Source organism: Marinitenerispora sediminis, from assembly GCF_003336425.1.
GTDB lineage: Bacteria > Actinomycetota > Actinomycetes > Streptosporangiales > Streptosporangiaceae > Marinitenerispora > Marinitenerispora sediminis.
This window is the reverse complement of the sequence record NZ_QEIO01000077.1, coordinates 1-26029: the sequence shown is the minus strand read 5'-3', so window position 1 is coordinate 26029 and position 26029 is coordinate 1. Positions and strand designations below refer to the sequence as shown.

Genomic DNA, 26029 nt, shown 5'->3' with positions numbered 1-26029 from the left:
GTGGCGGCCACCGCCGCCGCGGCGGCGGTGGCCGCCACCGCCGCCCCCGCCGCGGCCGCCTGCCGCTGCCGCCGGGGCAGCCGGGACCACGGGCTCGCGAACGGCGCCGCGGACAGCGACGCGAGGTACCCGGCCGCGCCCGGGCCGGCGAGGAGCGGCGCGATGACACCGCGCAACCCGAGGTTGACGTCCATCAACTCGGCGTAGACGGCCCGGCAGTCGGCACAGCCGTCGAGGTGCCGGTCCACGACCGCCGTATCCCGCTTCGCCAGGCCGTCGCGGACGTAGGCGCCGAGCCGGTCCAGGGCCGGGCGGCAGGACTCGGAGGCGCCGCCGGCGAGGTGCATCTGGAGGTAGGCCTGCCGCAGCCCCTCGCGGGCCCGGTAGGCGAGCGCCGCCACGCTGTTGGCGCTGATACCGAGCAGCGGCGCCACCTCCGCGGGTTTGGCGCCCTCGATCTCGGTGTGCCACAGCACGGACTGCCAGCGTTCGGGCAGCGACAGGAACGCCTGGGCGATCAGCGACCGCTCCAGCCCCTCCACCGCGGGGTCGACGAACGGCTCGCCGTGGTCGAGGCTCTCGATGTCGTCGGTGACGACCTGGCGGCGCTCGCCCCGGTACCGGTCGTAGACGACGTTGCGCACCGTGCTCAGCAGGTAGGGCCGGAAGCCGTCACGCGGACCGCCGCCCCGCTGCAGGATGCCGAGAACCCGCGCGAAGGTCTCCGAGACGACGTCGTCGACCTCGGCGTCGGCCCGGACGAGCTGGCGCGCCAACCGCCGCGCCGCGTCGTCGTGCCGGGTGTAGAGGGTCGCGAAGGCGCCGGTGTCGCCCGCCCGGACAGCGTCGATCAGCTCATCGTCACCCATCAGTAGCTCAGCGTAGTCGTACCGCGCGCCCGTCATCGCCCGCCCCCAGCCATGGAACGTCCTTGCCCGCCGCGCCGGCCCGCGGCGCGCGCCGGCCCCTCCGTGACCGGTCCGCAGGGCCGCCGCACACCGGGGGCCGCCACGTCGTGGTTCACCGGGGGACGGCCTGCCGGATCCCATGAAAGTACGTCCGCGGAAAAATTTCTGCGATTCCGCGTCATAACCGCCGCCGAAGACCGTGTTCCCCGGTGACGAAGGCCGGACGGCCCCGGGGGCGGGTCCGTCGGGCCGCACAGTGACCGGCAACGACAGGAGCGGGCCATGGGGGGATCCGGGATCGAGCACCCGGAGGTGGCGGGCGCGGGCGGGATCGACGCCGACGTGCGGCTGCGCGCGCGGTGGTCGAGGCACAGCAGAGCCACCGGCTGGCAGCCGCGCGACGAGTGGTGGACGCCGGCGGTGGACGCCGTGTGCCGCGCCGCCGTGACGGGCGACCGGCTGGACGGCGTCTGCGGCCGGCTGGGCCGCGCGCGGGCGCGAGCGGGGGTGCCGGTCGCCGCCGCGCTCGACGACCTCGCCGCGCTCTGCGACGTGCTGGACTGGCCGGCGCCGCCGATGGAACTCGTCAAGGCGCTGGCCGAGGGGTGGGCGAGCGCGGAGACCGCGCCGAAGGACTGCCGTGATCCGCTCACGGGGCTGGCCACGGCCGCCTACCTGCGCACCCGGCTCGGCGAGCTGTACCAGGCGGCCACTCCGGACCGGCCGGTGCCGCGCACCCACCGGCTCCTCGTCGTCGCGCTGGACCCGGCGGTCGACCCGTGGCGGCGAGCGGCCCGGATGATCGTCCTCGGACACGACCTGCGCCGCTACTTCACCCGGGGCGAGTCGCTCGCACTGCTGACCCGGGAGCGGATCGGCATCGTGGCGCGGCTCACCCCCGACCTCCCCATCCGCGCGGGCACGCTGCGGGACCGCCTGCGCCGAGAGCACGCGGCGGCCGTGTGGAGCACCGCCCTGCCGCCGAGCTACGCGGAGGCACTGGACTTCCTGACCGACGTGGGCCGTCCGCCGTCCGGCGACTGACGGCAGCCGGCCCGCGTCACCGCCGCCGGCGCCCGGTCCCGTTTGAGGGGGCGGGACCGGGCGCCGGCGGCCCGGCCGTCCGGATCGCGGCCGCGGAGAGGGCGACCGCGACCCGGACGGCCCATCCGGGGGCGCCCGCAGGAGAGGCGGGCGCCCCCGGGCCGCCGTCCCGCCGGCACGAGGGCGGGCCTGCCTCCCCTGCGCCCGCCCGGAGCGGTGCCGCGGCACAACCGGCGCGATCCGCGCCCGCGTTGCGTCCCGAGCCGCGGGCTCCGCAGCCGTCGGCACGTGCAACGGCCCGCGGCGCCCGGCGGACGAGCCGCACGCCATCCCGAGGGCACCGCGTCATCGGGCGAACCGGGGCCCGTCCCCGGCCGCGCGCTCCGACGTGCGAACCGCGCGCCCGCCTCACCCAAGTGCGCCTGTTCCGCCGGGCGCGGGGCGGACCGGCCGCCAAAGCGGCGGTAGGGGCGCGCCCCACCTCTCTCCGGCATGACGGACGTCGAGCCATGTCTCCCGGCACCGCGGCGGTGACCGTGACCGGTCCGGCGGTCCTGCGGCCGCGGAGCCGGATGCCGGGCCGCGCTCGACCCTCCGCCGAGATGCTCGGGCGCCCGCCCCGGCTCTTCCGCGGCCGTCTCCACGGCGGAACCGGGCCGGGGGCCGGCGCCGGCCCTGCGAGCGCGCCGCCCGGCCCGCGCACGGCGCCCCGGGACCGACGGCGCTCCGGCCCCAGGAGTTCAGCGGGCCGACCGGCAGCGCCCCGGACGCCGACCGCGGCTTCCGGACACCATCCGCCCAGAAGCCGTACGCGGTCAGGCGGGATCCGCTCCAGCCGACCGCCCTTCGGCGCCCCCACCACCCGCCGCGGCCTTCCGTGCCCGGCGGGGCGGACCGGCCGGACGCCCGGATGGCACCCGGTGGCGAGGCGGTGAACGCCCGGCCCGCCGCCAGCGGGGTCCGTTCCGCGACCCACCGGTCCCGGGGCACGCTCCCGTGCACGGCGGCCCGCATACCGGCGACCTCGTGTCCGCCGCGCCCGGCTGGACGCACGCACGCGGCCATGCCCTGCCGGCCGGTGGACCCGCATCCCGGACCACCGGGCGTGCGAGGACCCGCGCCGACGGCCTCCCTGGCGACAAGACCTACTCCCCGGCCTCCCCGGCCGCGATCCGCACCCGCCCGCTGGCCCGTAGAGTCCCGGAAGCGGCCCTCGCCGAGTCTCGGCCCCACCGGCCCCACCGGCCCCACCGGCCGCGCCGGGGCGGCGGGCGCGGGTGGCGCCGCGCGGCCGGGACACCGGGCCCCGGCGCACGGAACCGGGCCCGCCGGCGCGGCGGGCCCGGTGGCGGCCGGAGGCGGCCGGTCGGTCAGTCGTCGGTGGCGAGGACGTCGCCGTTGGCGGCGTCGAACGCGACCTCGCGGTCGTTCTGGCCCTCCGCCTGCCAGTGGTGCACGGCGTCCTCGGGGTCGTCATCATCGTCGTCGCGCTCGGCGGCCTCGAACTGCAGCTCGTGCAGGGGGCCGCCGATCTCCTCCTCGGCCGCGCCCACCGCGGCGGCGAGGTCGATCTCGACGTCGGCCACCGCGAGGTCCTCAGCGTCGGCGCGGCCCTCGTCGGCCAGGGTGACCTCGCCGCTCTCCGGGTTGACGTGGAACTCGTGGTCGCGCTCGTCGGCGACGGAGACGACGTCGACCTCCCAGACGCCGTCGTCGAACTCGATGTCGTGCGCGATGCCGTCCGGCACCTCGGCGGCGGCGAGCTCGGCCGCCGCCAGCAGGTCGATGGTGCTGCCGCCGGAACCGCCGCCGCCCCGCTCCCCGCTGTCGGCGGCGGGGTCGGCGGCCGCCGACCCGCTGTCGTCGGAGGCCAGTGATATCTGGGAGGGGGCGTTGCCGGCGACGCCCGCGTCACCGACGACGGCGAAGGCGAGCCCGGCCGCCCCGAGGGCGACCGCGCCCAGTGCGGCTCCGCCGGCGATCAGCAGCGGCGTCCTACCGAAACGGGTGGGGGTCATGTCGGTCCTCTCCTCGTGTCCCATTACCGAGTGACGGAACCCAGACTCGCCCGTCCGCCTCTAGCGGCGCGCTGCCGCGGCGTTAAGAGCCCCCTAAACCGGCGCGGCCGGCCGGATTTCCCCGGGCCGGCGCCCGGCGGCGCCCCGCCTTCCGACCCCCGCGGCCGTGACCGCCGGGCACGGACGCCCGCTACATGAGCGCGGCCAGCTCCAGCATCGCCGCGGCCGCCGCGTCGGGCCCGCCGTCGCGCTCCGCGGTCACGACGGGCCAGCCCCGCAGTTCGGCCAGCCGGGCGCAGCGGGCGTAGCGGGGATCGGTGAGCAGGTAGCCGCACGGCGCGTCGGGCCAGTCGGCGGCGGTGGGCAGCGGCTCGGTGAAGAACTCCGGGGGCCGGGTGGCCGCGCCGGTCGCGTCCGGCGCCGCGGGGGCGTGCTCGGGGGTCTGGGCGGCGGCGAGGTCCGCCCGGCTCACCCGGCCGGGCTGCGGCAGCAGCGCGTCCGCCAGCAGGTAGCCGGCGACCCGGCGGTGCGCGGCCCGCTGCGCCGCGCCGATCGCCGGCAGCAGCGGGCCGGCCGACCCCGCGGCCACCAGCAGTACCGGGGCGGCTGGGTCGGCCCGGGTGATCTCCAGCGCGGCGCGCGCGACGTAGCGCGCCGCGTAGGGCGGCCGGTCGTCGTCCTCGACCGCCGGCACCACGACCGTGGTCGGCCGGCCCGCGCGCGCCGCCAGGCGCTCCGGCAGCGCACCCCACACCCGTGCGTCGGCGAGCGGGCTGTGCAGCAGCACGACGCCGCTCGCGATCACGCCTCCGGCCGCGTCTCGTCGAGCACCCAGCGCAGGTAGTCGGGGTTGCCGCCCTCGATCGGCACGGCGACGATCTCGGGCACGTCGTACCCGTGCGTCTCGACCAGGTGCGCCGTCAGGGCGTCCAGCCGGTCGGCGGCGGTCTTCATGACCACCGTCCACTCTTTGTCGAAGCGCACCTCTCCGTCCCAGCGGTAGCAGCTGGTGACGGGCCCGCCGACCTGGGCGCAGGCCACCAGCCGGGCCTCGATCACCGACCGCGCGACGCGCTCCGCCTCCGCGGGTCCGTCGGTGGTCGTCTCGACCCGCAGGCATCGGCCGCTCGCCGGCTGTTCCGCCATGGGTTCCCCTTCGCAGCTCGGGCGGGTGATGGGCGGGTCCCGGCGCGTTCTAGGCTCATGGATCATGAGCGATCGCGAGGACCTTCTTCGGCACATCAACGATAAGGCCGTGGTGCACGGCCGGGTGACCCTCTCGTCGGGACGGGAGGCCGACTACTACGTGGATCTGCGCCGGGTGACGCTGGACGGCGAGAGCGCGCCGCTGGTGGGCCGGGTACTGCTGGCCGCGACCGCGGACCTCGACTTCGACGCTGTCGGGGGGCTGACCCTGGGTGCCGACCCGGTCGCCACCGCGATGCTGCACGCGGCGCACGCCGAAGGGCGCCGGCTGGACGCGTTCGTGGTGCGCAAGGCCGGCAAGGCGCACGGCCTGCAGCGCCGGATCGAGGGGCCGGACGTAGCGGGCCGCCGGGTGCTCGCGGTGGAGGACACCTCCACGACCGGCGGATCGGTACTGAGCGCGGTCGAGGCACTGCGCGAGGCGGGCGCGGAGGTGGTGGCGGTGGCCGTCATCGTCGACCGGGGCGCCCGCGCGGCGGTGGCCGACGCCGGTCTGGAGTACCGCGCGGCCTACGAACTCTCCGACCTGGCGGTGTGATCCCGCGCGGCCGGACGCCCGCCCCGCGGCGGTCCGGCCAGCCCCCCCCGGGCCGCGGACGGCGCTCACCAGGCTGACGGCGCCCCGCTGGACACGGCGGTGGGACGGCGGGGCGCAGGCGGTACGGTCACCGCGCGCACACGACCGCGGCGCCGGGCGGCCCTGGCCGCTCTGGCGCCGTGCACGCCGGTGTCACCCGGCCGCGGCCGTCCAGCCGCTCGGATCGGCGGCCGATCCCGTCTCGGTGGGCACGGCGCTGTCGCTCGTGCCGGGCAGTGAGCGGTAGAAGAAGTACCCGCCCAGCAGCACCAACGCGACCAACAGAACGACCGCGCCGACGATGGCCAGTGCCTGACCAACGCCCCGCGGATCATTGCGATGTCGTCCCACGCAGCAGAATGTAGCGCGACCCGACCCAGATTATCGATGGCCGAATGGGGTCGAACTCGTCTTCTGGTCACATCAATTACATAACGGGGTCGATCACGCACACTTCGTCCACCGCCCGCGGCTCCGGCCGCGACCGGCCGGATCCGCGGTTTTGGTCTAGACCTTTCGCGAATCACCGGTGTTCGCGATACTGGCCCGGGTAACCCCATGGGTGATCCAGTGACAGACTTGGCCTCGCGGCACCGACGAGGCCGACCAGTGAACACTCCAGGCCGAACCAGGGAGTCATAACCATGCCTATCGCCACCCCAGAGGTCTACGCGGAGATGCTGGGCCGCGCGAAGTCGCAGGGCTTCGCCTACCCGGCCATCAACGTGACCTCCAGCCAGACGCTGCACGCTGCCCTGCGCGGCTTCGCGGAGGCCGAGAGCGACGGCATCGTGCAGATCTCCACCGGCGGCGCGGAGTTCCTGTCCGGCGCGACGGTGAAGGACATGGTCACCGGCTCGGTGGCGTTCGCCGAGTACGCCCGCATCGTGGCTGACAAGTACCCCGTGAACATCGCCCTGCACACGGACCACTGCCCGAAGAACAAGCTGGGCAGCTTCGTCCGCCCGCTGCTGGAGATCTCCAAGGAGCGCGTGGCGGCCGGCAAGGAGCCGCTGTTCCAGTCGCACATGTGGGACGGCTCGGCGGTCGAGCTGGAGGAGAACCTCCAGATCGCCGAGGAGCTGCTCGCCGCGTCCAAGGCCGCCCGGACCGTCCTGGAGATCGAGGTCGGGGTCGTCGGCGGCGAGGAGGACGGCATCGTCGGCGAGATCAACGAGAAGCTCTACACGACGCCGGGCGACGGCCTGCGCACGGCCGAGGTCCTCGGGCTCGGCGAGAAGGGCTACTACATCGCCGCGCTGACCTTCGGCAACGTGCACGGCGTGTACAAGCCGGGCCACGTGAAGCTGCGCCCGGAGGTGCTCAAGGACATCCAGGACGCGGTCGGCGCCAAGTACGGCAAGGAGAAGCCGTTCGACCTGGTCTTCCACGGCGGTTCCGGCTCCACCCTGGAGGAGATCCACGCCGCCATCGAGTACGGCGTCGTGAAGATGAACATCGACACCGACACCCAGTACGCGTTCACCCGCCCGATCGCCGACCACGTCCTGAAGAACTACGACGGCGTGCTCAAGATCGACGGTGACGTGGGCAACAAGAAGGTCTACGACCCGCGCTCCTACGGCAAGGCCGCCGAGGCCGGCATGGCCGCGCGGGTGGCGGAGGCCGCCCAGCAGCTGAAGTCCGCCGGCAACAAGATGCGCTAGTCAGCGGCGGCGGCCGCCCCGCCGGACGGGGCGGCCGCCTTCCCTGCCAGCCCGGAGGCACCAGGACACCGGCGCATCGGAGCGACGGTTTTCCCTACTCAACCCGTCGGTATAGCCGCATAAAGTGACGGACGGCATGATCACGTACGCGGCTCGATACCGTAGATTCACCTGCGGTTCAGCGTCATGCTCCGGAAAGCACGAGAAAACGTCCAATGATCCCGACTCTGCTTGAGTTCTTACAACCGCTCCTCAGCGCCTTCCAGGCCAACCTGCCGCTCATCGTGCCGACGTCGGTCGTCATCGGCTCCATCGCGACGTACACGTACCGGCGCGTCTCGATCAGTACGGCGCTCTGGGAGCGGCAGAACCAGCGTGAAGAGGAACTCGTCGCCCACCAGACCAACGCGCTGGAGAACCTGAAGCAGCGAGCCCAGCCGTACCGGAACGCCCGCGCGGAGGCGGGCAAGTACGCGGACATGGTCCAGATGCACGCCGACGCCCTCGGCGAGCGCAGCCACGCCATCCAGAACGCCCGGCTGCTCACCGGCGGATCCGCGCTCCTCCAGCAGGCCCGCGCCGCCAATGAGCGGCGGCAGGACCCGCGGCTGCTCCCCCGGATCCTCCAGAGCGTCCGCGACAGGGCGACGGCCGCGCGCGCGGCCGTCGACGCGGGGCGCGACACCCCGGCGTCGGAACAGCGGCGACGGCGCGGCGGGTCCGCGTCCCGCCGGAGCCGGTGATCCCGCCCGGTTCCACCCGGCCGCCCGCCCCGCGGCCCTCCGATCCCGACCACGCGCCTGCGCGCGCCTCTGAACGGTTGTCACCATGAGCACCATCGCCACGGTCTCGGCTCTCGCGATCCTCGCCGCGGGAGCGGTCCGGCTCGTCCTCTACCGCGGGTGGACGAGGACGGGGACCTACCGGTCCCATCCCGAGGGCCACCGCGCCCTCATGGACGCGCTGCGCCGCCTCCACGCGGAGGAGGAGCGGTCGGCACGCGCCCAGAGCGCGCTCGCCGCCAAGAACACCACCCTGGACACCCTGTTCCTCGCCGCCGCGCGGCACCGCACCGCGGCGGCCGCCTCGGCGGCCGAGGAGGCCGGGGATGCCGCCGAGTCCCTGGCCGCCGCCCGGAGCGAGCTGCGGCGGCTCGACGGCGTCGTGGAGCAGAACATGGGCGCCGCGGGTGCGCCGCCCGGTCCCGACTCGCCCGCCGCACCGGGCGCGTCGGGCGACGCACGGCGGATCGCGGTCGGGTCCGCGCTCCTCGTGCTGCTGGCGGTGCTGCTAATCGCGGTGGGGGTGTGAGCGCCGTGGAGACCGACCGAGACGGGGAGAGCGGCAGGCGGAGTCCGGACGCGTCCCGCCCGGTGCCGCCGGGCATCCGCGCCGAGCACGGGCAGGACCGGGGGTGGCCGGCGTGATGGGCTTCCTGGCGTGGCTGATCGTGGCCGCGCCGCTCACGGTGGGCGGCTGGCTGTCCGTCCGGCAGGCCCTCATCAAGCACGGCAAGACCAAGGACCACGTCGCCGAGGAACGGGCCACGCGCCTGGAGACGGTGCAGAGCCTCTACCAGGAGGGGCTGCTGGAGGCGGTCGCGCCCGGCGACTACGCGCAACTGGAGCGCGCCGAGCGCAAGCGCATCGTCGGGGGGACGGAGAAGCACGCCCGCCACCTGCAGGTCATCCAGGAGACGCGGCGGGAGATCAGAGGGGACGTCGAGGCGCTCCGCGAGCACGGGGTGCTCACCCAGAGCTACGAGGAGATCATGACGCCGGGCACCGAGATCGGCTTCAGGCTCCAGCCCGGTTTTACCGCCGACGACGCCGAGCGGTTCCGCCAGGGCATCGAAATGGTGCGCGGCATGGACGAGCGCGAGCGGATCGAGCCACTGGAGGTCCCGCCGGAGGTTCCGCTGGAGAGGGTGATGCGCAACCTCGACTCCCTCCCCCGGACCCTGGAGGAGATGATCGAGTTCATGGAGAAGACGACGGGCGAGCGCGACGTCGTGCGGCGGTTCACCGAGATCGCCGACCACCCCCACCGGCTCCACCCGCTGAAGGCGCGCGGATCCGGCTGGTCCAGGCGCCACGGCGCCTCCGGGACGCGGAGCGGCGCCGAGACGACGACCGCCGCGCGGTCGAAGTCCCGCTCCGGCGGACGCGGGAGGCGCTGACATGGCGACGATCCTGCACTACCTGTTCGAGACCGCCTTCCTGGTCGCGGCGGCGGTGATCGCCGTGTCCGCGGCCACGCGCCTGTCCTGGGACGCCCTGGACGTGCCGGGCGGACTCCTGGGCGCGCGGGCCCGGGGCGAGCGACTCGCCGCGGCAGCGGCCGCACTCCGCCGCCAGAGGGAGCTCCTCGCCGAGAAGGAGCGGCTGATCGAGTCACTCGCCGGCGACGACCCGGCGCGCGAGCCGGCGCAGGACGTGTCCGCCGTCCGCGCGCGGATCACCGAGATCCACGCGGAGATGGAGCGGGCCGCCGCGGAGGCCGCCGCCAGCGAGGCCGAGACCGAGGACCGCACCGCCCGGGAGCGCGAGGCCCTGGACCGTGCCCGCCGGAGGGCCCGACGGGCCGAGGTCGTCCTGCTGGCCGTCGCCGTGGCCGGGGCCGTCGGCGTGGCCGCGGGGTCCTTCTCCGGCGCGGCCTGACGGCCCGGTCCCGCCGGCGCCCCGCCGACCGGCGCCGCGTGCGGCGCGGCGGCGCGGCGCTGGCAGGATGGACGGCATGGACCTGCATCAGAACCTGCTCGGCGAGCCGCCCGCCACCCGGCTGCCCGACTTCCCGGAGGCGCGGGAGGCCCTCGCCGCGGCGGCCGACCCCGCCGAGGCCGCCGCCCGCTTCCCCACCCACTCCGACGCGTGGGCGGCGCTCGCCCGGCGCGCGCTCGACTCCGGCGACGCGGTGGCCGCCTACGCCTACGCCCGCACCGGGTACCACCGCGGCCTCGACCAGCTGCGGCGCGCCGGCTGGAAGGGACACGGCCCCGTCCCGTGGGAGCACGAGCCCAACCGCGGTTTCCTGCGCTGCCTGCACCTGCTCGCCACCGCGGCCGGCGCGATCGGCGAGACCGAGGAGCACGAGCGCTGCACGACCTTCCTGCGCGACAGCAGCGCGACCGCCGCCGAGGAGTTGTCGGGCTGACGGCCGGGGGTACGGGCAGGTGACCGGCGTCGAGGTGCCTTAACCGGCCAGGGCCGGTCATGTACCCTCAATACGCAAGAGCCCCTGTCGCTTCTTGCGCCAGGGGCTTCGTCACGCCAGCCGTCACGACTGTGCCCACGGTCCTCGCACGTAAGGAAGAGGTAGACGCGGATGCCGGCCATCACGATCATTGGCGCCCAGTGGGGAGACGAGGGCAAGGGCAAGGCCGCCGACCTCGTCGGCGACCGCGTCGACTACGTCGTACGGTTCCAGGGCGGCAACAACGCCGGGCACACCGTGGTCATCGGCGAGGAGAAGTACGCGCTGCACTCGCTGCCGGTCGGCGTGCTCTCCCCCGACGTCGTGCCGGTCATCGGCAACGGGGTCGTCGTCGACCCGGCGGTGCTCTTCGAGGAGATCCGCGGCCTCCAGCAGCGCGGCGTGACCTGCGAGCGGCTGCTGATCTCGGCGAACGCGCACCTGATCATGCCCTACCACCGCGCGCTGGACAAGGTCAGCGAGCGGTTCCTCGGCAAGGCGCGGATCGGCACCACCGGCCGGGGCATCGGCCCCACCTACGCCGACAAGATCTCCCGCGTGGGCATCCGGGTGCAGGACATGTTCGACGCCAAGATCCTGCGCAAGAAGCTGGAGCTCGCGCTCAACGACAAGAACCAGATCCTCACCAAGGTGTACAACCGCCGCGGCCTGGAGCTGGAGCAGATCCTGGAGGAGTACGTCGGCTACGGCGAGCTGCTGCGGCCCTACGTCGCCGACACCGGGCTGATCCTCAACCGCGCGCTCGACGAGGGCCGGACGGTCTACCTGGAGGGCTCGCAGGCCACCCTGCTCGACGTCGACCACGGCACCTATCCGTTCGTCACCTCCTCCAACCCCACCGCCGGCGGCGCCGCCGTGGGCGCGGGCATCGGCCCGACCCGCATCACCAAGGTCATCGGCATCCTCAAGGCCTACACCACCCGCGTCGGCTCCGGTCCGTTCCCGACCGAGCTGCACGACGAGTCCGGCGAGTGGCTGCGCCAGAAGGGCCACGAGTACGGTGTCACCACCGGACGCAACCGGCGGTGCGGCTGGTTCGACGCCGTCATCGCCCGCTACGCCACCCGCGTCAACGGCATCACCGACTTCTTCCTCACCAAGCTCGACGTGCTGTCGGGGCTGGAGCGGGTGCCGGTGTGCGTGGCCTACGACATCGACGGTGTGCGGCACGACGAGTTCCCCATGACCCAGACCGAGTTCCACCACGCCACCCCGGTGTACGAGTACCTGGACGGCTGGGCCGAGGACCTGTCGCGGGCGCGGTCCTTCGAGGAGCTGCCCAAGAACGCCCAGGCCTACGTGCGCGCCCTGGAGGAGATGTCGGGCGCCCCGTTCTCCGCCATCGGCGTCGGCCCCGGCCGCGAGCAGACCTTGGAGCTCCGCTCCCTGGTGTGACCCGGGGCCGCCCCGGCGGGCGGTCTCCCGTCGTCGCGACCGACATCCCACAACCACTAGGGTCCCTGCTGTGAAAGCCCTCGTTCTCGGCGGCGGAGGCCGCGAGCACGCGCTCGTCCGAGCGCTGTCCCACGATTCCGGCGTGACCGACCTGCACTGCGCCCCCGGCAACCCCGGCACGGCGGAGCTGGCGGCGAACCACGTCCTCGACATCACCGACGGCGCGGCCGTGGTGGGCCTCGCCTCGCGGCTGGGTGCCGAACTGGTGGCGATCGGCCCCGAGGCGCCGCTGGTCGCCGGAGTGGCCGACGCGCTGCGGGCGCGCGGCATCCCGGTCTTCGGTCCGGACCGCGCCGCCGCCCGGCTGGAGGGCTCCAAGGCGTTCGCCAAGGAGGTCATGGCGGCGGCCGGCGTGCCGACGGCCGGCGCCTACGTCTGCGAGACCGCGGCGGAGGCGGCCGAGGCCCTGCGGGTCTTCGGCCCGCCCTACGTGGTCAAGGACGACGGCCTGGCCGCCGGCAAGGGCGTGGTCGTCACCGAGGACCTGGCGGCCGCCGAGCGGCACGCGGCCGAGTGCGGCCGGGTCGTCATCGAGGAGTACCTCGAAGGCCCCGAGGTGTCGCTGTTCGTGCTCAGCGACGGCGCGAACGCGGTCCCGCTGCTTCCGGCCCAGGACTTCAAGCGCGCCCGCGACGGCGACGCGGGCCCCAACACTGGGGGCATGGGCGCCTACACTCCGCTGCCGTGGGCGCCGCCCGGGCTCGTCGACGAGGTCATGCGGACGGTGGTGCAGCCGACCATCGCCGAGATGGCGCGGCGCGGCACCCCCTACCAGGGGCTGCTCTACGTCGGCCTGGCGCTGACCGCCAAGGGGCCGCGGGTGGTGGAGTTCAACGCCCGGTTCGGCGACCCGGAGACCCAGGTCGTGCTGGACCGGCTGGCCACTCCGCTCGGCGGGCTGCTGCAGGCCACCGACACCGGCGGGCTCGCCGGTGTCACCTCGCTGGAGTGGCACCCCGGGGCGGCGGTGACCGTCGTCGTCGCGGCCGAGAACTACCCGGGCACACCCGCCAAGGGCGACGTCATCTCGGGCGTGGACACCGCCAACGCGGTCGAGGGCGCCTACGTGCTGCACGCGGGGACCGCCCGCGACTCCGAGGGCCGGCTGGTCACCGCCAGCGGCCGGGTCCTCAACGTCGTCGGTACCGGCCCGGACCTGGGCACGGCGCGGGACCGGGCCTACACGGCGCTGTCGCACATCGGACTGCGCGGCGCCCACTTCCGCACTGACATCGCGCTGTCGGCGGCACGCCGGGCACGGTGAGCCCCGTGCCGCGCCCGGCGCCGATCGGTGCCGGGCGCGGCCCCGCGGGCGGCGAACCCGTCACCGCCTGACCGGCCACGCCCGGCACCTGCCAAAATGGACGGGTGATCGAGCGCTACACCCTTCCGGAGATCGGGCGCGTCTTCAGCGACGCCCACAAGTACGAGCTGTGGTGCCGGGTCGAGACCCTGGTGCTGGAGGCGCACGCCGCGGCGGGCACCGTGCCGGCCGACGCGGTCGAGCCGGTGCGCCAGGCGCCGCCGCCGACGCCGGAGCGGGTGGCCGAGATCGAGGCCGTCACCCAGCACGACGTCATCGCGTTCCTCACCGCCTGGGCCGACAACACCGAACCGCGCAGCGCCGCCGCGTGGGTGCACTTCGGCATGACCTCCTCCGACCTCCTCGACACCGCGCTCGCGGCGCAGTTGGTCGAGGCGACCGACATCCTGCTGGCCAAGGCCGACGAGCTCGTGGCCGTGCTGCGCGACCACGCCCTGGAGCACCGGAGCACGCTGCGGGTGGGCCGCACGCACGGCATCCACGGCGAGCCGGACGTGTGGGGCCACCGGGTGGCCGACTTCGCGTTCGCCATGGCGCGCTCCCGCGACCGGCTGCGGCGGGCCCGCGAGGCCGTGGGGGTCATGGCGATCTCGGGCCCGGTGGGCACGTACTCCAACATCGACCCGGAGGTCGAGCGCCACGTGGCCGAGAAGCTCGGCCTTCGCCCGGCCGACGTCTCGACCCAGGTGGTCATCCGCGACGGCATCTCCGAGTGGGTGAGCGCGCTCGCCGTCATCGCGACCGTGTGCGAGGCCGTCGCCCTGGAGGTGCGGCACGGCCAGCGCACCGAGGTGCGGGAGCTCTGGGAGCCCTTCGGCAAGGGCCAGAAGGGCTCCAGTGCCATGCCGCACAAGAAGAACCCGATCATGTCGGAGCGCATCTGCGGCATGGCGCGCATCGTGCGCGCCCAGATCGTCCCGGTCATGGAGGGCATCCCGCTGTGGCACGAGCGGGATATCTCGCACTCCTCGACCGAGCGGGTCGCGCTGCCGGACGCCGCCATCGCGACCGACTACCTGCTGCACCTCACCACCCGGCTCGTGCGCGGCCTCGTCGTGGACGCCGACCGTATGCGGGCCAACCTCGACTCCACGCACGGTCTGATCTACTCCTCCACCGTGGTGTCGGAGCTGATCGAGACCGGACTGTCGCGGGAGGACGTCTACGCGCTGGTGCAGACGGCCGCCATGCGCACATGGGAGAGCGGCACGCCCTTCCGGGAGACGCTGCGCGCGGAGGCCGGTGTCCGCGGGGTGCGGCTCGACGAGGCCCGGCTGGACGAGGTCTGCCGGCCCGAGCGCTTCGTGCGGCGGCTCGGCGGCGTGTTCGACCGGCTGAAGGGCCTCAGCTGACCCGGGGCGCCCGGGACGGCACCGGACCGGCCCGCCGTCCCGGGCGCCCGCCGCCCGCCGCCCGCACATCGTCCCCGCCCACCGAACCCGAAGAGCGCACCATGAGCGGTTTCGTCGAAAAACCCGTCCCCGTCGAGGTCCCGGGCCTCACCCATCTGCACACCGGCAAGGTCCGCGACCTGTACGCGACGGCCGACGGCCGCCTCGTCATGGTGGCCAGCGACCGGGTCTCCGCGTTCGACTGGGTGCTGCCCACCGAGATCCCGGACAAGGGCCGGCTGCTCACCCGGCTCTCGCTGTGGTGGTTCGAGCGGCTCGCCGACCTCACCGACAACCACGTCGTCTCCGACACCCCGCCCCCCGGCGCGCCCGCCGACTGGGCCGGACGGACCCTCGTCTGCCGCAGGCTGGACATGGTGCCGGTGGAGTGCGTGGCCCGCGGGTACCTCACCGGCTCGGGCCTGGCGGAGTACCGCGCCACCGGCGAGGTGTGCGGTGTGCCGCTGCCCGGGGGCCTGGTGGACGGGTCGCGGCTGGAGCAGCCGATCTTCACGCCGGCCACCAAGGCCGAGGTGGGCGAGCACGACGAGAACGTCTCCTACGCGACCGTGGCCGCGCGGCACGGTGAAGCGCTGGCCGCCGAGCTGCGGGAGCGCACCCTCGCGGTGTACGAGCGCGGCCGCGCGGTCGCGGAGGAGCGCGGCATCCTGCTCGCCGACACGAAGTTCGAGTTCGGACGCGACCCTGGGGGCCGGCTGGTGCTGGCCGACGAGGTGTTCACCCCGGACTCCTCCCGGTTCTGGCCGGCCGAGTCCTGGGAGCCGGGGCACGCGCAGCCGTCGTTCGACAAGCAGTACATCCGCGACTGGCTGACCTCGCCGGCCTCGGGCTGGGACCGTGCCGCCGAGGTCCCGCCGCCGCCGCTGCCCGACGAGGTGGTGGCGCGCACGCGGGACAAGTACGTCGAGGCGTTCGAACGGCTCACCGGAGGCAGCCCCGACCTGGGGTGAGCGCCCTCGGGGCCCGGGCGCCGGCCCGGGGCCCGGGCGGCGGGGTGTCGGTCGGCGGCGGCAGCGCCTACAGTGTGGGCGGGGCTCACGGCGCACCAGGCCGCGCGGCCCGCGGTCCTCCCCGGTCCTCGGCCGCGCGTCTTCCCCCGCGCACGCCGCCCCGCGTGTGCGCGCACCGGCGGCGGGGCCGTCGACGCGCGGCGCCACGGGACACAGAAGTGGCGCTGACCTGGTGCTATAGCGCGATTTCCGCGATATCAGGTGAATCGCCGCAGGATCAACGGGCGTACGGAGTGCGTTGCTATAGAGTCGTCGCCAGATGGCTGCCGTTCGAGCCCGCCTCGTCGGAACGCTCCGCGGAGGAACCGCGTCTGAGAGCAGACGATTTCGACGAGTTCGACCGATAACTGCCTCACAAAGGAGCTAATGAGCATGGGCCAGGAGGTTCGTTACCGCGTCCGTGGCGGCCGTCCCCTCAACGGGACCGCGTTCATCCAGGGTGCGAAGAACGCCGTCCTGCCGATGATCGGCGCCGCCCTGCTCGCTGCCAAGGGACGCACCGTCCTGCGCAACGTGCCGATCATCGAGGACGTGCGCCGCGCGCTGGAGCTCGCCGAGCACATCGGTGCCAAGGTGGAGTTCCACGAGGCGGAGCGCACGATCGTGATCGACGCCTCACGGCTCGGCGACCCGGAGCGCGCGGTCCTCCCCGCGCGCATCGCCGCCCGGTTCCGCGGGTCGGTGCTGTTCGTCCCGGCGCTCATGCACCGCATGGGCCAGGCCCGGATCGAGGGCGTCGGCGGCTGCAACCTCGGCAGCCGCAACCTGGACTTCCACTACCGCGGATTCGCCCGCCTCGGCGCCGAGGTCACCGAGGACGACGAGCGCAACCACATCCAGGTCACCTCCCGCGACCTGCGGGGCGGGCACCTCTACCTGGACACCCCCTCGCACACCGGCACCGAGAACCTCATCATGGCGGCCGTGCTGGCCCGCGGCACCACCGTGATCGAGCACGCGGCGCTGGAGCCGGAGGTCATCGACGTCATCGAGTTCCTCACCCGGATGGGCGCCCGGATCACGGGCGGCGGCACCGGCTTCATCACGGTGGAGGGTGTCGAGGAGCTCACCGCGGTCGAGCACACGATCATGTCGGACCGCATCGACGCCGGCGTGTTCGCGATGATGGCGGCGGCCACCGGTGGCGAGGTCAGCCTGGTCGGCGCCAACCTCGCGCACCTCGGGGTGGCGCGCTGGAAGCTGGAGCAGATGGGCGTGGAGTTCGCCCAGCAGGGTGCCGTCCTGCACGTCCACCGCGACCCGGCCACCGCCCTGCGGCCGATCAACGCCGTCACGTCCCCCTACCCCGGCTTCGCGACGGACCTGCAGTCGCCGCTGATGGCGCTGGCCACGCTCGCCGACGGCGAGAGCTACATCCACGAGGCCATCTACGACGGCCGGTTCGCGCTCGCCGACGAGCTCAACAAGATGGGTGCCAAGATCGAGGTGGACGGCACCCGGGCGATCGTGCACGGCACGACCACGCTGCGGGGCACCGACGTGGTGGCGCACGACCTGCGCACCGGTGCCGCGCTGGTGCTCGCCGGCCTGGTGGCCGAAGGCGAGACATGCGTCGCACCAGGGTACCTCGTCGACCGCGGTCACTCTCAGTTTGCGACCAGACTGGCCGCATTGGGCGCCGACGTCACGCGCGAAGAGGGCGCGTAACCGCCAAGGTCCCAGTTCACGCCGGGGCGGGGGCCGAGGCTCCCGCCCGGCCCTTTGACGTTCTATGTCAAACGATCTTCATTGGGCGCGCACAATGGGTACGATCTCGGCAATCATGCCGTGACAGAAATCAGGTCGGGAACCAGTGGGCGCACATAGTGAAGAGCGTGGAATGGTAGCGGGGAGCAGCCCGAGGTGAGTGCGCAGCGTACTGGCGATTTGACAATTGGTGTCATCGGGCCGCATGAGGTGGTCGAACGCGTCATGCTCATGGGCCCGGGGTCCACGGGGCCGCTCAACGCCAGACTCATCGCCGCCGCCTATCGAGACGAGCAAGAGGCGACCGACAAGGTTCTGCGCCTGGGATCCGCGATCGACGCCTACCTGTTCGCGAGCCCGGTCCCCTACGAGTTCGCCCGTAAGGCCGGCGTTCTGACGATGCCCGCCACCTACGTCCCGCTCGGCGGGGCCAGCCTGCACGAGGCCCTGCTGCGGGCCACCCTGGACGAGAGGTACGACCCGACCCGGGCCAGCCTGGACGTGCTGAGCCGGACCGACGTCGTGGAGGCGTACTCGGAGGTGGACCTGCCCGTCGACGGCATCCACGTGCACGAGGAGCTCGCCAGCACGGCGCAGCTCACCTCATTCCACGAGAGCCTGTGGCGGCGCAAGGCCACCAAGATGGCCATCACCTGCGTGCGCGGGGTCGCCGAACGGCTGGAGGCGGTCGGCGTGCCCACGCTCCGGCTCCGCCCGACCAACGCCGGCGTGCGCAGCGCACTGCAGACCGCGGGCCTGCTCGGGGCGCACCACCGGCTGGAGGAGGCGCAGCTGGGCGTGGTCATCGTGGACGTCCCCACGCTGCGCGACTCCACGCGGCGGTCCACCCCGCGGTACTGGCGGGACGAGCTGCGGCTCGCACTGCACCGGATGCTGCTCCAGGAGGCGCACCGGATCAACGCCACCGCGCATCCGGTGGACGACCACACGTTCATGGTCACCGCCACCCGCGGCTCGCTGGTGGCCGCCACGGAGGGCTTCCGCCAGCCGCCGTTCGTCGAGCGGATCAAGACCGAGCTCGGCATCGCCATCGAGGTCGGCATCGGCATGGGCCGCACCACCCAGGACGCGGAGACGCACGCCCGCGCGGCCCTCAGCCGCGCGCAGGCCACCCGGCAGAGCTTCGCCGTGGACCGCGAGGGCCGCTCCCTCGTCCCCGCCCAGCGGGCGCCACAGCGCCAGGCCGGCGAGCCGCTGCGGACCAAGGGACGCGAGACGCTGCTCCGCCTCTCGGAGAAGATCGCCGAGGAGGAAGCGCCGCTGGTGGTCGACGCCGAGGGCGCCGGCCGCATGCTGGGCGTCACGCCCCGCACCGCGCGGCGGCTGCTGCGGACCCTGGTCGAGGAGGGGCTGGCATGGCCGCTCCCGCCGAACCGGACCCTGCAGCCCGGGCGGCCGCGGCAGCTGTACCGGCTCATCGTGGAGAAGCTGGACAAGGACAAGGCCGGCAAGTAGCCGTCCGCCTGCCCGGGCCCGCCGCGGCGGGCCCGGGCAGGCGTCATCGGGGCCGGAGTCGGCGGCGGAGCACCGCGCCCGCCGGCCCGGCGTCCGGACCCGCCGTCACCGCGGTCCGCGGGTGGGGTGGGCCGACGCGACAGCGAGGAAGGCGTCGTTCTCCTCGGGGGCGCCGATGCTCACCCGCGCGCCCTCGCCCGGGAACGGCCGCACGGCGACCCCGGCTGCCTCGCACGCGGCGGCGAACTCCACGGTCTCCGCACCCAGCCGCAGCCAGACGAAGTTGGCCTCGGTGGGCGGCACCGTCCAGCCGTCGGCGAGGAGCGCGTCGCGCACGCGGTCGCGTTCCTTCACGGTGGCGGCCACCCGCTCCAGGAGCTCGTCCTCGGCCGCGAGGGAGGCCACCGCGGCGGCCTGCGCGACGTGGTTGACCGCGAAGGGCACCAGGGTCTTGCGCACGGCCTCGGTGACGTGCGGATGCCCGACGAGGAAGCCGACGCGCAGCGCCGCCAGCCCGTAGGCCTTGGAGAAGGTCCGCAGCACCGCGACGTTGGGACGGTCCCGGTACAGCGTGAGACCGTCCGGCACGCCGGGATCGCGGACGTACTCGCGGTACGCCTCGTCCAGCACCACGAGGACGTGCTCGGGCACGCGGTCCAGGAACTCCACGAGCTCGGCCTCGCGCACGGCGGTACCCGTCGGGTTGTTCGGATTGCACACCAGCACCATGCGCGTGCGGCCGGTGACGGCCGCGGCGAGCGCGTCGAGGTCGTGCGTCTCGTCGCGCAGCGGAACCCGGACCGAGGTGACGCCGGCCAGCTCGGCCAGCAGCGGGTAGGCCTCGAACGACCGCCAGGCGTAGCAGACCTCCGCCCCCGGCTCACCGACCGCCTCCAGCAGCTGCTGGAGCAGCCCCACCGAGCCCGCGCCGACAGCCACGTGCTCCTCCGGGACCGCGAACCGCCGGGCGAGGGCCGCGATCAGGTCGGTGGCACCGGCGTCGGGGTAGCGGTTCAGCTCGGTGGCCGCGGCGGCGACCGCCGCCAGCACCGAGGGCAGCGGTCCGTAGGGGGACTCGTTGGAGGAGAGCTTGACCGACCGCCCGTCCGGCCCCACGACGGCCCGACCCGGCCGGTACGGCGGGATCGATCCGAGCACAGCTCGGAAATACGGCGAATTCCGCTCCGACACCATTGTCCTTCCTCGATACTCTGAGCGAGAGCGCCGTCACGTTGCGCGACCGCACACGCAGGCCGCCCGCGGCGGGCTCCCCAGCCGCAATATCGCACAGAACAGGAACGAGCACCATGGCGCACCCCCCGCGACTTCGGAAAGCGGCGGCGGCGGCACTCACAGCCGTCACCGCCCTGACCGCCCTGTCCGGCTGCGCGGGGGGCGGTGCCGCGGCCCCGGAGGAGGCGGATCCCAACGCCGAGGCCGCCGGGATGCTGCACCAGGCCCAGATGGTGCAGTACGGGTCCGCGAAGCTGATCGCGGACCAGAGCGAGTCGGGCAGCTACGCGCGCCTGGGCACGGTGCGCGCGACCGAGCAGCTCCGCGAGGCGACGGAGTCGGACCGGCCCGACTGCCTGGACTCGGTGAACCGCTGGGCCCGACTCGGCGAGGTCCGCGACGCGCCGGCGTCGTTCGCGGTGTTCGGCGACGAGCACGGCACCATCTCGCACCTCCTGCTCGACCTCCCCGACGGCGTGGCGGAGCGGGCCATGGACATCGAGCTTCCGGAGGAGTGCTCCGAGTACACCGCCACCACTGAGGACGGGCAGACCAGCGCCTTCACCGTGCGACCACTGGAGCTCGCCACCCTCGCCGACGAGAGCCGGGCGGCCGTGGTCGAGACCCGGATGGGCGGCGACACCCTCCGGCTGCACACCCTGCTGTACCGCAACGGCGACTACCTCGGCAGCACGTCGGTGCTGGCCCCGGCCGACCGGTCGCAGCGGAGCGAGGAGACCCTGGTCGGGTTCACCGAGGAAGCCCTGGAACGGGAGCGGAAGGTGCTGTCCTGATGGCGCCCCGGTCCCCGGGTTCACTGGCGCGCCGGGCCGGGATGGCGTAGCATTCCGAAATCGAACACATGTTCGAGAGAGAAGGGAGACGGGGAGCATGACCACGGCAGCGCCCGCAACGGGTCGTCCGGCAGCGCGATCCGGCAGGGTCGGACAGGCTCCCCGCTCCCCTCTCGTCCCGCCGCCCGCGTCGTGCCTCGACGACCGCCGCGTCCTGCGCGGCGTCGACTGGGGGGCGAGCTCCTCCGCGGCGTTCTACCGCTCACTGGAGGACGCGCTGGAGCGGCTCATCGAGTACGACACCCTCGCCTCCATGCCCGGTTCCTGACCGCCGGGCACTCCCCGCGTCCGCGGTGCGCCGGTCGGGCGACGACGCCGGCGCACCGCGGACGCACCACCTCACACCACCTCGTACGGGGCCGGTCGGCGGCCGGAGTCGGCCGTCTCGCCCTCGGGGGCACGCCTCGGGCGCGGCGGGTCGGCCACCGCACCGAAGCTCGCCACCGGGACGCCCGTCTCGACGTCGACGATCAGCGCGCGTACGACCGGCGGCCGGCCGTCCATCGGCACCGCGAACACCACGTCCACCGCGCGGTCCTGCCGCCGCCCGCCGAACCGCACGAACCGCAGGCACTCCTGCCGCCAGACGTCCACGGGTTCGGCGGTGGTCACCACCTCGGCGTTCATGTGCCAGACGTCGCTCGCGTACAGCCGACGCAGCGTCCGGCTCAGCGGCACCTCCCGCAGCTCGCACGGCACCCGGTGCCGCACGCGCCGCGGGATCTCCACGAGCTCCGGCGACAGCACGCCGAGCACCGCCAGTTCCACGGCGAGCACGGCGGCGTGCGTCGCGGTGAAGCCGGTGGCGACCGCGAGGCCGGACACCGGCAGCCCGAGCGCGGCGGCCGCGGCGGCGGCGAGCAGCCCCGCCCGCGCGATGGTCCGCCACCCCACGGGCGTGCTGCTGAGCCCGCCGAAGCAGCCGCACCCCTGCTCGGGGTCGCGCCGGCGCAGCCGGAGCAGCGCCAGGACGGCCACGCCGAAGAGCGCGGCGGTCCCGGCACGCGCCGCGTCGCCCAGCGGCCCGGCGGCCGCCACCAGCAGGACGGCGAACGCCGCCTCGACGCCGGCGGTGGCGAGTGCCGCCGGCCGCCGCACCCGTGCCGGAAGCAGGCTCATCGGCCCCTCGGCGCCGGACGGGCGGACGGCGGTCTTGCCGACCGCGGCCAGGAGCAGCAGGACCGCCAGAACGGGGAGTTGGGTCTCGCGGATGACGTCGATCACGTTTCAGCCCACCGTCAGAGTCGCGTTGAAGCAGCCGGCCTCGGGGCTGCCGCCCAGGCCGATGAAGCTCAGGAGGGTCAGTTGCGCGATCCGTCCCCGGCCCTCGGAGGCGCACGCGCGGCACCGGTCGCAGAACCGGCTGGTGGCCGAGGCGCAGGCGGTCACCGGGACCACGGCGGACCGGCCGGTGCAGTCGTTGCGCAGCCGCAGGCGCGCGCCGATCGAGAGCAGCGGGAGCGCCGCGCACGTGGTGTGTCGGTCGCAGTCCGGCCCGCAGTCGAGCTCCCCGTCCAGGGCCGGGTAGGCGGCGCCGACCGCGGTCGCCAGGGGATTGACGTGGGTGTTCTTCCCGAGCGCGGGGTCGTACCAGGTAGCGGTCCCGGACACCGTCTCCCGGTAGCGCTCGACCGGCGGCCGGGCCGGGATCCGCGAGACCGGGTAGTCGGGCTGGGAGGTGACCGGGATCAGCGCCTGCACCTCGCCGTCCCGCCAGATGCCGACGGCGTCGAACAGGTAGCCGGGCTCCAGCCGCGGATGGCGCACCCCCATGCGGCCCGAGGCGCGGTAGGGCACGGTCGCGGTGACGCGCGGCCGGTCGTGGCCGGTGTCGACCACCAGCGTGTCCTCGGTCCGCTCCGCGATCACCCCGGTGACCCGGGCGAGGTCCGCCCACAGGCGCTCCACCACCCAGCGGTTGGCCGGGTGGCTCCGCACGACGACGTCCTGGCCGGGCCGCAGGTCGGTGTGGCACACCTCGCGCCCGTGCCAGAAGGTGGTGCTGTCGGCGAAGACGAACCGCTCCTCGCCCTTCGGGGTCGCCATGCTCAGCATGTGCGGGCCGATGTCCAGGAGCACTCCGCGCGTCACCCGCTCGACAGGATCGGCGGCAGCGTCCGGCTCCGGCGGCGCCTCCCGCCCCAGCAGGGCGGCGGTCAGCCGCCGGCGTGCCTGTACGTCTACCGCCATTCGCGCTCCTCAGCTCCGCCATGGGGTCTGGTGTGGGTCCGCCCGCTCCACGCACTCCGGCAGGAGGCAGGCCCCCGGGCCGTGACGGACAGGAACGTGCACCATTCTCACCCGCCACTCCAGGTGAAGATGACCACGCGGGCGTCACCTTCTGCCCAAGACCTCGTCGATCACCGGAGAGCGGTCTTGCCCCGGCATCGTGGCGCATGGTGACCCGAGCAGCGCTTTGCGAAGTTCGCCCATACATGCACACACATGCGAATAATGGTCCGATTTGTCGGAATATGACATCGCACAGAGCCACCGATTGCCGCGCTCATGCGACAGTGAGGAACGTGAGGTCGTGAGTCAGAGCACGTGCCAGGGCGAGGGGCGCCGACGCGTGTACCGGATCGGGTCGGTGGTCGTGTGAGTGGAACAACGCGGCAAACCAGGTACGAGGAGTTCTCCACGTACGTCCGGGGCCGCGGACCCGCGCTGCTGCGGATGGCCCAGGGCCTGACCAGCAACCACGCCGACGCCGAGGACCTCCTGCAGGCCGCCCTCGTCAAGACGTTCTTCGCCTGGGACCGCATCAGCAGCCCCCGCGCCCGCGACGGCTACGTCCGGCGCGCCATGGTCAACACCCAGATCTCGGAGTGGCGCCGCCGCCACATGACCGTCTACCCGACCGACGACATCCCCGAGCAGCGCGTCGACGACCCGACATGGCAGACCGACCTCGCCGACGCCGTCGGCCGCGCCGTCAACCGCCTCCCGGCCCGCCAGCGGATCACCGTGATGCTCCGCTACTACGAGGACCTCTCCGAGGCCGAGATCGCCGCCCGCCTCGGCGTCAGCATCGGCACCGTGAAGAGCACCGTCTCCCGAGCCGTCGCCAAACTCCGCCGCGACGCCGACCTCGCCATCGAACGCGCCACCTCCTGACCCGCCCCCCGGACATTCGTTTTGCGCCCACCTCACGCCCTCGGTACGCTTGGCACAGCCAGGAGGATTCGCCTAGTCCGGTCTATGGCGCCGCACTGCTAATGCGGTTAGGGTTCACGCCCTTCCGGGGTTCAAATCCCCGATCCTCCGCAGGTGGGAAGGGGTCCGACGCACAGCGTCGGGCCTCTTTCGTTTGCTGGCGATGGTCGTGTGAGGCCAAGGTGCGGCCAAACGGTCGAGGACGCGTCACGCCACGCTCCCCCGCGCCGGCCTGGGGATGATCGCCGCGGGCGCCTCGGCAGCCGCGGCGGCAGCCTCCGGGATCACCGAAGTGTAGACGTCGGCGGCGGAGCTGTACCGCGCGTGGCCGGGCGTTTCAGGGGCCGGTGGGCACATGGGGGGCATGAGAGCGGGCATCCGGTCGCACCGCCGTCCCCGCGCTTCGGACCTGGGCTGCCAGATGCGGTCCCCGCCGACCGGGGGCATCACGATGTGGAGTCGCGGTCCCCTGGTGCCGTGCACGACCGAGCCCCGGCCGGCGGCCGGGGCTCGGTGTTCGGGGGTGCTCAGGGTGCGGAGCGGCGCCGGTCAGGAGACGCCGGTGATCTCGTTCGACGCCGCCGGCAGCTCGGTCTCCCCCTGGACCTCGCCGGACGCGATGTCGACCGCGTACAGCCGCCGCTCGCCCGGGTCCGTCACGTAGGCGGTGCCACCGCGCACGAAGAGCGTGGGCCGGGCATCCTGCCATTCCAGGGGCTCGGTCCACTCACCGATGACCGGGAAGGAGTCGGTGACCTCGGCGGACTCCATGTCGATGACGTGCAGCGCCCCGTCGGTGCCCAGGACGAGGCCCTCGCCGTCGGGGCCGCGGCCCAGGGAGCGGAAGCTGTAGCTGGTCCCCAGGTCGACGAGTTCCAGGGCACCGTTCTCGGTGTCCACGACGGTGACCCGTTCCGGGCGCTCCAGCTCGGCGTCGGGGTCGGTCTTGTAGTCGCCCAGCACGTAGGGGGATTCCTCGTGGCCGGCCTGGTTGCCGATGCGGCCGTACTCGTCCGGGCTGTCGACCTTGGTGATCTCGCCGCCGGTGTAGAGCAGCACGCCGTCCTCGCAGCCGACGACCACGGCCTCGTCCATGGCGGTCGCCTCGCCGTGGACCCCCGGGCACTCCTCGTTGCGGGCGATCTCCTTCCGCTCGGCGTCGAGGACCTGGATGCCGGGGCGGCTCTCCTCGTCGCCGAGGGTCACCACCATCTCGCCGTTCTCCAGGACCAGGGCGACACCGTGGTGGGGGTGTTCGGTGGTGTGGGACTCCGTCTCGGGGAGTCCGTCGCCGAGGTCGGCGGGATCGAAGACGGTGACCTCGCCGGTTCCGTCGGAGAACAGCACGGTCCGGCCGGCGTGGCGTACCGCGTGGCCGGGCTCGGGCGCCGGGAACTCGTCGTCGGTGAGCCGGGCACCAGTGGCGTCCAGGACGCGGAAGCCCGTCGACGTCGAGACGAGCACGTGCCGCCCGTCGCCCGCCGGGTTGAGCCGGTTGAAGCCCTCCAGCGGGATGTCCTCGACGACGTCGAGCGTCTCGCCGTCGATGACGTAGATGCCTCCGTCATAGGTCGCGACGAGGGGGTTGGCGACCTCGGTGGCGGAGGCGTCCGCCGCGCCGCCCTCGCCGCCCGCCTCCCCGCAGGCCGTGGCGGTCAGGGACAGTGCCGCGAGGGCGGACAGCGCCGCCCAGCCGCGCTTGCGGCGGGACCGGTGGGGGTGGTGTCTCATGGTTCTCTTCCGTTCTCGGAGGGGATGGGGTGTGGGAG

Annotated in this window: 26 protein-coding genes and 1 tRNA gene; 18 read left to right on the top strand and 9 right to left on the bottom strand. The window is 73.8% G+C overall.

Translation table 11 applies throughout. The features are described from left to right. Window positions 1-869: sigma-70 family RNA polymerase sigma factor (locus tag DEF28_RS15750; RefSeq protein WP_233515326.1), on the bottom strand; the 869-nt coding region annotated here is incomplete at its 3' end. A gap of 321 nt (window positions 870-1190) precedes the next feature. Between DEF28_RS15750 and DEF28_RS15745 the strand changes: the two genes are divergently transcribed. After that, window positions 1191-1952: a hypothetical protein gene (locus DEF28_RS15745; RefSeq protein WP_233515325.1), complete on the top strand. Its 762-nt coding sequence runs from the start codon at window positions 1191-1193 to the stop codon at window positions 1950-1952. Between the two features lie 1370 nt (window positions 1953-3322). Here the strand turns inward: DEF28_RS15745 and DEF28_RS15740 are convergent. The 3 genes from DEF28_RS15740 to cutA form a co-directional block, all read right to left on the bottom strand. After that, complete coding sequence (locus DEF28_RS15740; RefSeq protein WP_158562846.1) at window positions 3323-3970, bottom strand: PepSY domain-containing protein; 648 nt, start codon at window positions 3968-3970, stop codon at window positions 3323-3325. Between the two features lie 190 nt (window positions 3971-4160). Further along, complete coding sequence (locus DEF28_RS15735; protein ID WP_114398091.1) at window positions 4161-4775, bottom strand: hypothetical protein; 615 nt, start codon at window positions 4773-4775, stop codon at window positions 4161-4163. Further along, window positions 4772-5116 carry a divalent-cation tolerance protein CutA gene (gene cutA, locus DEF28_RS15730; protein ID WP_114398090.1) on the bottom strand — a complete coding sequence of 115 codons (345 nt, stop codon included), beginning with the start codon at window positions 5114-5116 and terminating at the stop codon, window positions 4772-4774. The genes DEF28_RS15735 and cutA overlap by 4 nt, the downstream gene beginning before the upstream one ends. 64 nt (window positions 5117-5180) lie before the next feature. On the opposite strand from cutA, the gene pyrE reads away from it, so the two are divergent. Then, on the top strand, window positions 5181-5714 hold the full coding sequence (gene pyrE / locus DEF28_RS15725; RefSeq protein WP_114398089.1) for an orotate phosphoribosyltransferase: 534 nt from the start codon (window positions 5181-5183) through the stop codon (window positions 5712-5714). Window positions 5715-5906: 192 nt separating this feature from the next. Here pyrE and DEF28_RS29145 read toward each other — a convergent pair whose 3' ends face one another. Then, complete coding sequence (locus DEF28_RS29145) at window positions 5907-6104, bottom strand: hypothetical protein (protein ID WP_374058142.1); 198 nt, start codon at window positions 6102-6104, stop codon at window positions 5907-5909. Between the two features lie 293 nt (window positions 6105-6397). Between DEF28_RS29145 and fbaA the strand changes: the two genes are divergently transcribed. The 12 genes from fbaA (at window position 6398) to DEF28_RS15660 (ending at window position 19017) form a co-directional block, all read left to right on the top strand. After that, on the top strand, window positions 6398-7420 hold the full coding sequence (gene fbaA, locus DEF28_RS15715) for a class II fructose-bisphosphate aldolase (RefSeq protein ID WP_114398088.1): 1023 nt from the start codon (window positions 6398-6400) through the stop codon (window positions 7418-7420). Between the two features lie 215 nt (window positions 7421-7635). After that, entirely contained in the window at window positions 7636-8163 is a 528-nt protein-coding gene (locus tag DEF28_RS15710) for a hypothetical protein (RefSeq protein WP_114398087.1), read from the top strand. Window positions 8164-8248: 85 nt separating this feature from the next. Next, on the top strand, window positions 8249-8731 hold the full coding sequence (locus DEF28_RS15705; protein WP_114398086.1) for a hypothetical protein: 483 nt from the start codon (window positions 8249-8251) through the stop codon (window positions 8729-8731). A 103-nt stretch (window positions 8732-8834) separates the two neighbouring features. Further along, a complete protein-coding gene (locus tag DEF28_RS15700) occupies window positions 8835-9599 on the top strand; it encodes a hypothetical protein (RefSeq protein ID WP_114398085.1) in 765 nt (254 codons plus the stop codon). Between the two features lies 1 nt (window position 9600). Then, a complete protein-coding gene (locus DEF28_RS15695; RefSeq protein ID WP_114398084.1) occupies window positions 9601-10080 on the top strand; it encodes a hypothetical protein in 480 nt (159 codons plus the stop codon). A gap of 76 nt (window positions 10081-10156) precedes the next feature. Continuing rightward, window positions 10157-10573 (top strand): DUF3151 domain-containing protein, encoded by a 417-nt coding sequence (locus tag DEF28_RS15690; protein WP_114398083.1) that lies wholly within the window; start codon window positions 10157-10159, stop codon window positions 10571-10573. A gap of 171 nt (window positions 10574-10744) precedes the next feature. Beyond that, window positions 10745-12028: an adenylosuccinate synthase gene (locus DEF28_RS15685; RefSeq protein ID WP_114398082.1), complete on the top strand. Its 1284-nt coding sequence runs from the start codon at window positions 10745-10747 to the stop codon at window positions 12026-12028. 70 nt (window positions 12029-12098) lie between these two features. Next, entirely contained in the window at window positions 12099-13352 is a 1254-nt protein-coding gene (gene purD, locus DEF28_RS15680; protein WP_114398081.1) for a phosphoribosylamine--glycine ligase, read from the top strand. Window positions 13353-13456: 104 nt separating this feature from the next. Continuing rightward, window positions 13457-14764 (top strand): adenylosuccinate lyase, encoded by a 1308-nt coding sequence (gene purB / locus DEF28_RS15675; RefSeq protein ID WP_114398080.1) that lies wholly within the window; start codon window positions 13457-13459, stop codon window positions 14762-14764. Window positions 14765-14865: 101 nt separating this feature from the next. Beyond that, a complete protein-coding gene (locus DEF28_RS15670) occupies window positions 14866-15774 on the top strand; it encodes a phosphoribosylaminoimidazolesuccinocarboxamide synthase (RefSeq protein WP_114398079.1) in 909 nt (302 codons plus the stop codon). A 426-nt stretch (window positions 15775-16200) separates the two neighbouring features. Beyond that, the gene (gene murA / locus DEF28_RS15665) at window positions 16201-17502 is read left to right on the top strand and encodes a UDP-N-acetylglucosamine 1-carboxyvinyltransferase (protein WP_114398078.1); all 1302 of its coding nucleotides are present in this window, start codon (window positions 16201-16203) and stop codon (window positions 17500-17502) included. A gap of 249 nt (window positions 17503-17751) precedes the next feature. Then, window positions 17752-19017, top strand: a complete 1266-nt coding sequence (locus tag DEF28_RS15660; protein ID WP_114398077.1) for a transcriptional regulator — start codon at window positions 17752-17754, stop codon at window positions 19015-19017. 105 nt (window positions 19018-19122) lie between these two features. Here DEF28_RS15660 and hisC read toward each other — a convergent pair whose 3' ends face one another. After that, window positions 19123-20211 carry a histidinol-phosphate transaminase gene (gene hisC / locus DEF28_RS15655; RefSeq protein ID WP_114398076.1) on the bottom strand — a complete coding sequence of 363 codons (1089 nt, stop codon included), beginning with the start codon at window positions 20209-20211 and terminating at the stop codon, window positions 19123-19125. Window positions 20212-20324: 113 nt separating this feature from the next. Between hisC and DEF28_RS15650 the strand changes: the two genes are divergently transcribed. Both DEF28_RS15650 and DEF28_RS15645 read left to right on the top strand, forming a co-directional pair. Further along, entirely contained in the window at window positions 20325-21044 is a 720-nt protein-coding gene (locus DEF28_RS15650) for a hypothetical protein (protein ID WP_114398075.1), read from the top strand. Between the two features lie 97 nt (window positions 21045-21141). After that, window positions 21142-21372, top strand: a complete 231-nt coding sequence (locus DEF28_RS15645) for a hypothetical protein (protein ID WP_114398074.1) — start codon at window positions 21142-21144, stop codon at window positions 21370-21372. A gap of 71 nt (window positions 21373-21443) precedes the next feature. Here DEF28_RS15645 and DEF28_RS15640 read toward each other — a convergent pair whose 3' ends face one another. After that, window positions 21444-22328, bottom strand: a complete 885-nt coding sequence (locus DEF28_RS15640) for a MauE/DoxX family redox-associated membrane protein (protein WP_114398073.1) — start codon at window positions 22326-22328, stop codon at window positions 21444-21446. Window positions 22329-22331: 3 nt separating this feature from the next. Further along, window positions 22332-23294 carry a hypothetical protein gene (locus tag DEF28_RS15635; protein WP_114398072.1) on the bottom strand — a complete coding sequence of 321 codons (963 nt, stop codon included), beginning with the start codon at window positions 23292-23294 and terminating at the stop codon, window positions 22332-22334. 408 nt (window positions 23295-23702) lie between these two features. Here DEF28_RS15635 and DEF28_RS15630 point away from each other — a divergent pair, with 408 nt between their 5' ends. Next, a complete protein-coding gene (locus tag DEF28_RS15630; protein WP_114398071.1) occupies window positions 23703-24221 on the top strand; it encodes a SigE family RNA polymerase sigma factor in 519 nt (172 codons plus the stop codon). Between the two features lie 61 nt (window positions 24222-24282). After that, window positions 24283-24371 (top strand) — tRNA-Ser (locus DEF28_RS15625). 438 nt (window positions 24372-24809) lie between these two features. Here the strand turns inward: DEF28_RS15625 and aztD are convergent. Continuing rightward, on the bottom strand, window positions 24810-25991 hold the full coding sequence (gene aztD / locus DEF28_RS15615; protein WP_114398069.1) for a zinc metallochaperone AztD: 1182 nt from the start codon (window positions 25989-25991) through the stop codon (window positions 24810-24812). Window positions 25992-26029: the final 38 nt, after the last annotated feature.

What these genes read in the sequence shown, in the direction of transcription:
- DEF28_RS15745 (WP_233515325.1), top strand. Translation starts at nt 1,191, where the DNA reads ATGGGGGGATCCGGGATCGAGCACCCGGAGGTGGCGGGCGCGGGCGGG.
- DEF28_RS15740 (WP_158562846.1), bottom strand. Translation starts at nt 3,970, where the DNA reads ATGACCCCCACCCGTTTCGGTAGGACGCCGCTGCTGATCGCCGGCGGA.
- cutA (WP_114398090.1), bottom strand. Translation starts at nt 5,116, where the DNA reads ATGGCGGAACAGCCGGCGAGCGGCCGATGCCTGCGGGTCGAGACGACC.
- pyrE (WP_114398089.1), top strand. Translation starts at nt 5,181, where the DNA reads ATGAGCGATCGCGAGGACCTTCTTCGGCACATCAACGATAAGGCCGTG.
- fbaA (WP_114398088.1), top strand. Translation starts at nt 6,398, where the DNA reads ATGCCTATCGCCACCCCAGAGGTCTACGCGGAGATGCTGGGCCGCGCG.
- DEF28_RS15710 (WP_114398087.1), top strand. Translation starts at nt 7,636, where the DNA reads ATGATCCCGACTCTGCTTGAGTTCTTACAACCGCTCCTCAGCGCCTTC.
- DEF28_RS15705 (WP_114398086.1), top strand. Translation starts at nt 8,249, where the DNA reads ATGAGCACCATCGCCACGGTCTCGGCTCTCGCGATCCTCGCCGCGGGA.
- DEF28_RS15695 (WP_114398084.1), top strand. Translation starts at nt 9,601, where the DNA reads ATGGCGACGATCCTGCACTACCTGTTCGAGACCGCCTTCCTGGTCGCG.
- DEF28_RS15690 (WP_114398083.1), top strand. Translation starts at nt 10,157, where the DNA reads ATGGACCTGCATCAGAACCTGCTCGGCGAGCCGCCCGCCACCCGGCTG.
- DEF28_RS15685 (WP_114398082.1), top strand. Translation starts at nt 10,745, where the DNA reads ATGCCGGCCATCACGATCATTGGCGCCCAGTGGGGAGACGAGGGCAAG.
- DEF28_RS15670 (WP_114398079.1), top strand. Translation starts at nt 14,866, where the DNA reads ATGAGCGGTTTCGTCGAAAAACCCGTCCCCGTCGAGGTCCCGGGCCTC.
- murA (WP_114398078.1), top strand. Translation starts at nt 16,201, where the DNA reads ATGAGCATGGGCCAGGAGGTTCGTTACCGCGTCCGTGGCGGCCGTCCC.
- hisC (WP_114398076.1), bottom strand. Translation starts at nt 20,211, where the DNA reads ATGGTGTCGGAGCGGAATTCGCCGTATTTCCGAGCTGTGCTCGGATCG.
- DEF28_RS15650 (WP_114398075.1), top strand. Translation starts at nt 20,325, where the DNA reads ATGGCGCACCCCCCGCGACTTCGGAAAGCGGCGGCGGCGGCACTCACA.
- DEF28_RS15645 (WP_114398074.1), top strand. Translation starts at nt 21,142, where the DNA reads ATGACCACGGCAGCGCCCGCAACGGGTCGTCCGGCAGCGCGATCCGGC.
- DEF28_RS15635 (WP_114398072.1), bottom strand. Translation starts at nt 23,294, where the DNA reads ATGGCGGTAGACGTACAGGCACGCCGGCGGCTGACCGCCGCCCTGCTG.
- aztD (WP_114398069.1), bottom strand. Translation starts at nt 25,991, where the DNA reads ATGAGACACCACCCCCACCGGTCCCGCCGCAAGCGCGGCTGGGCGGCG.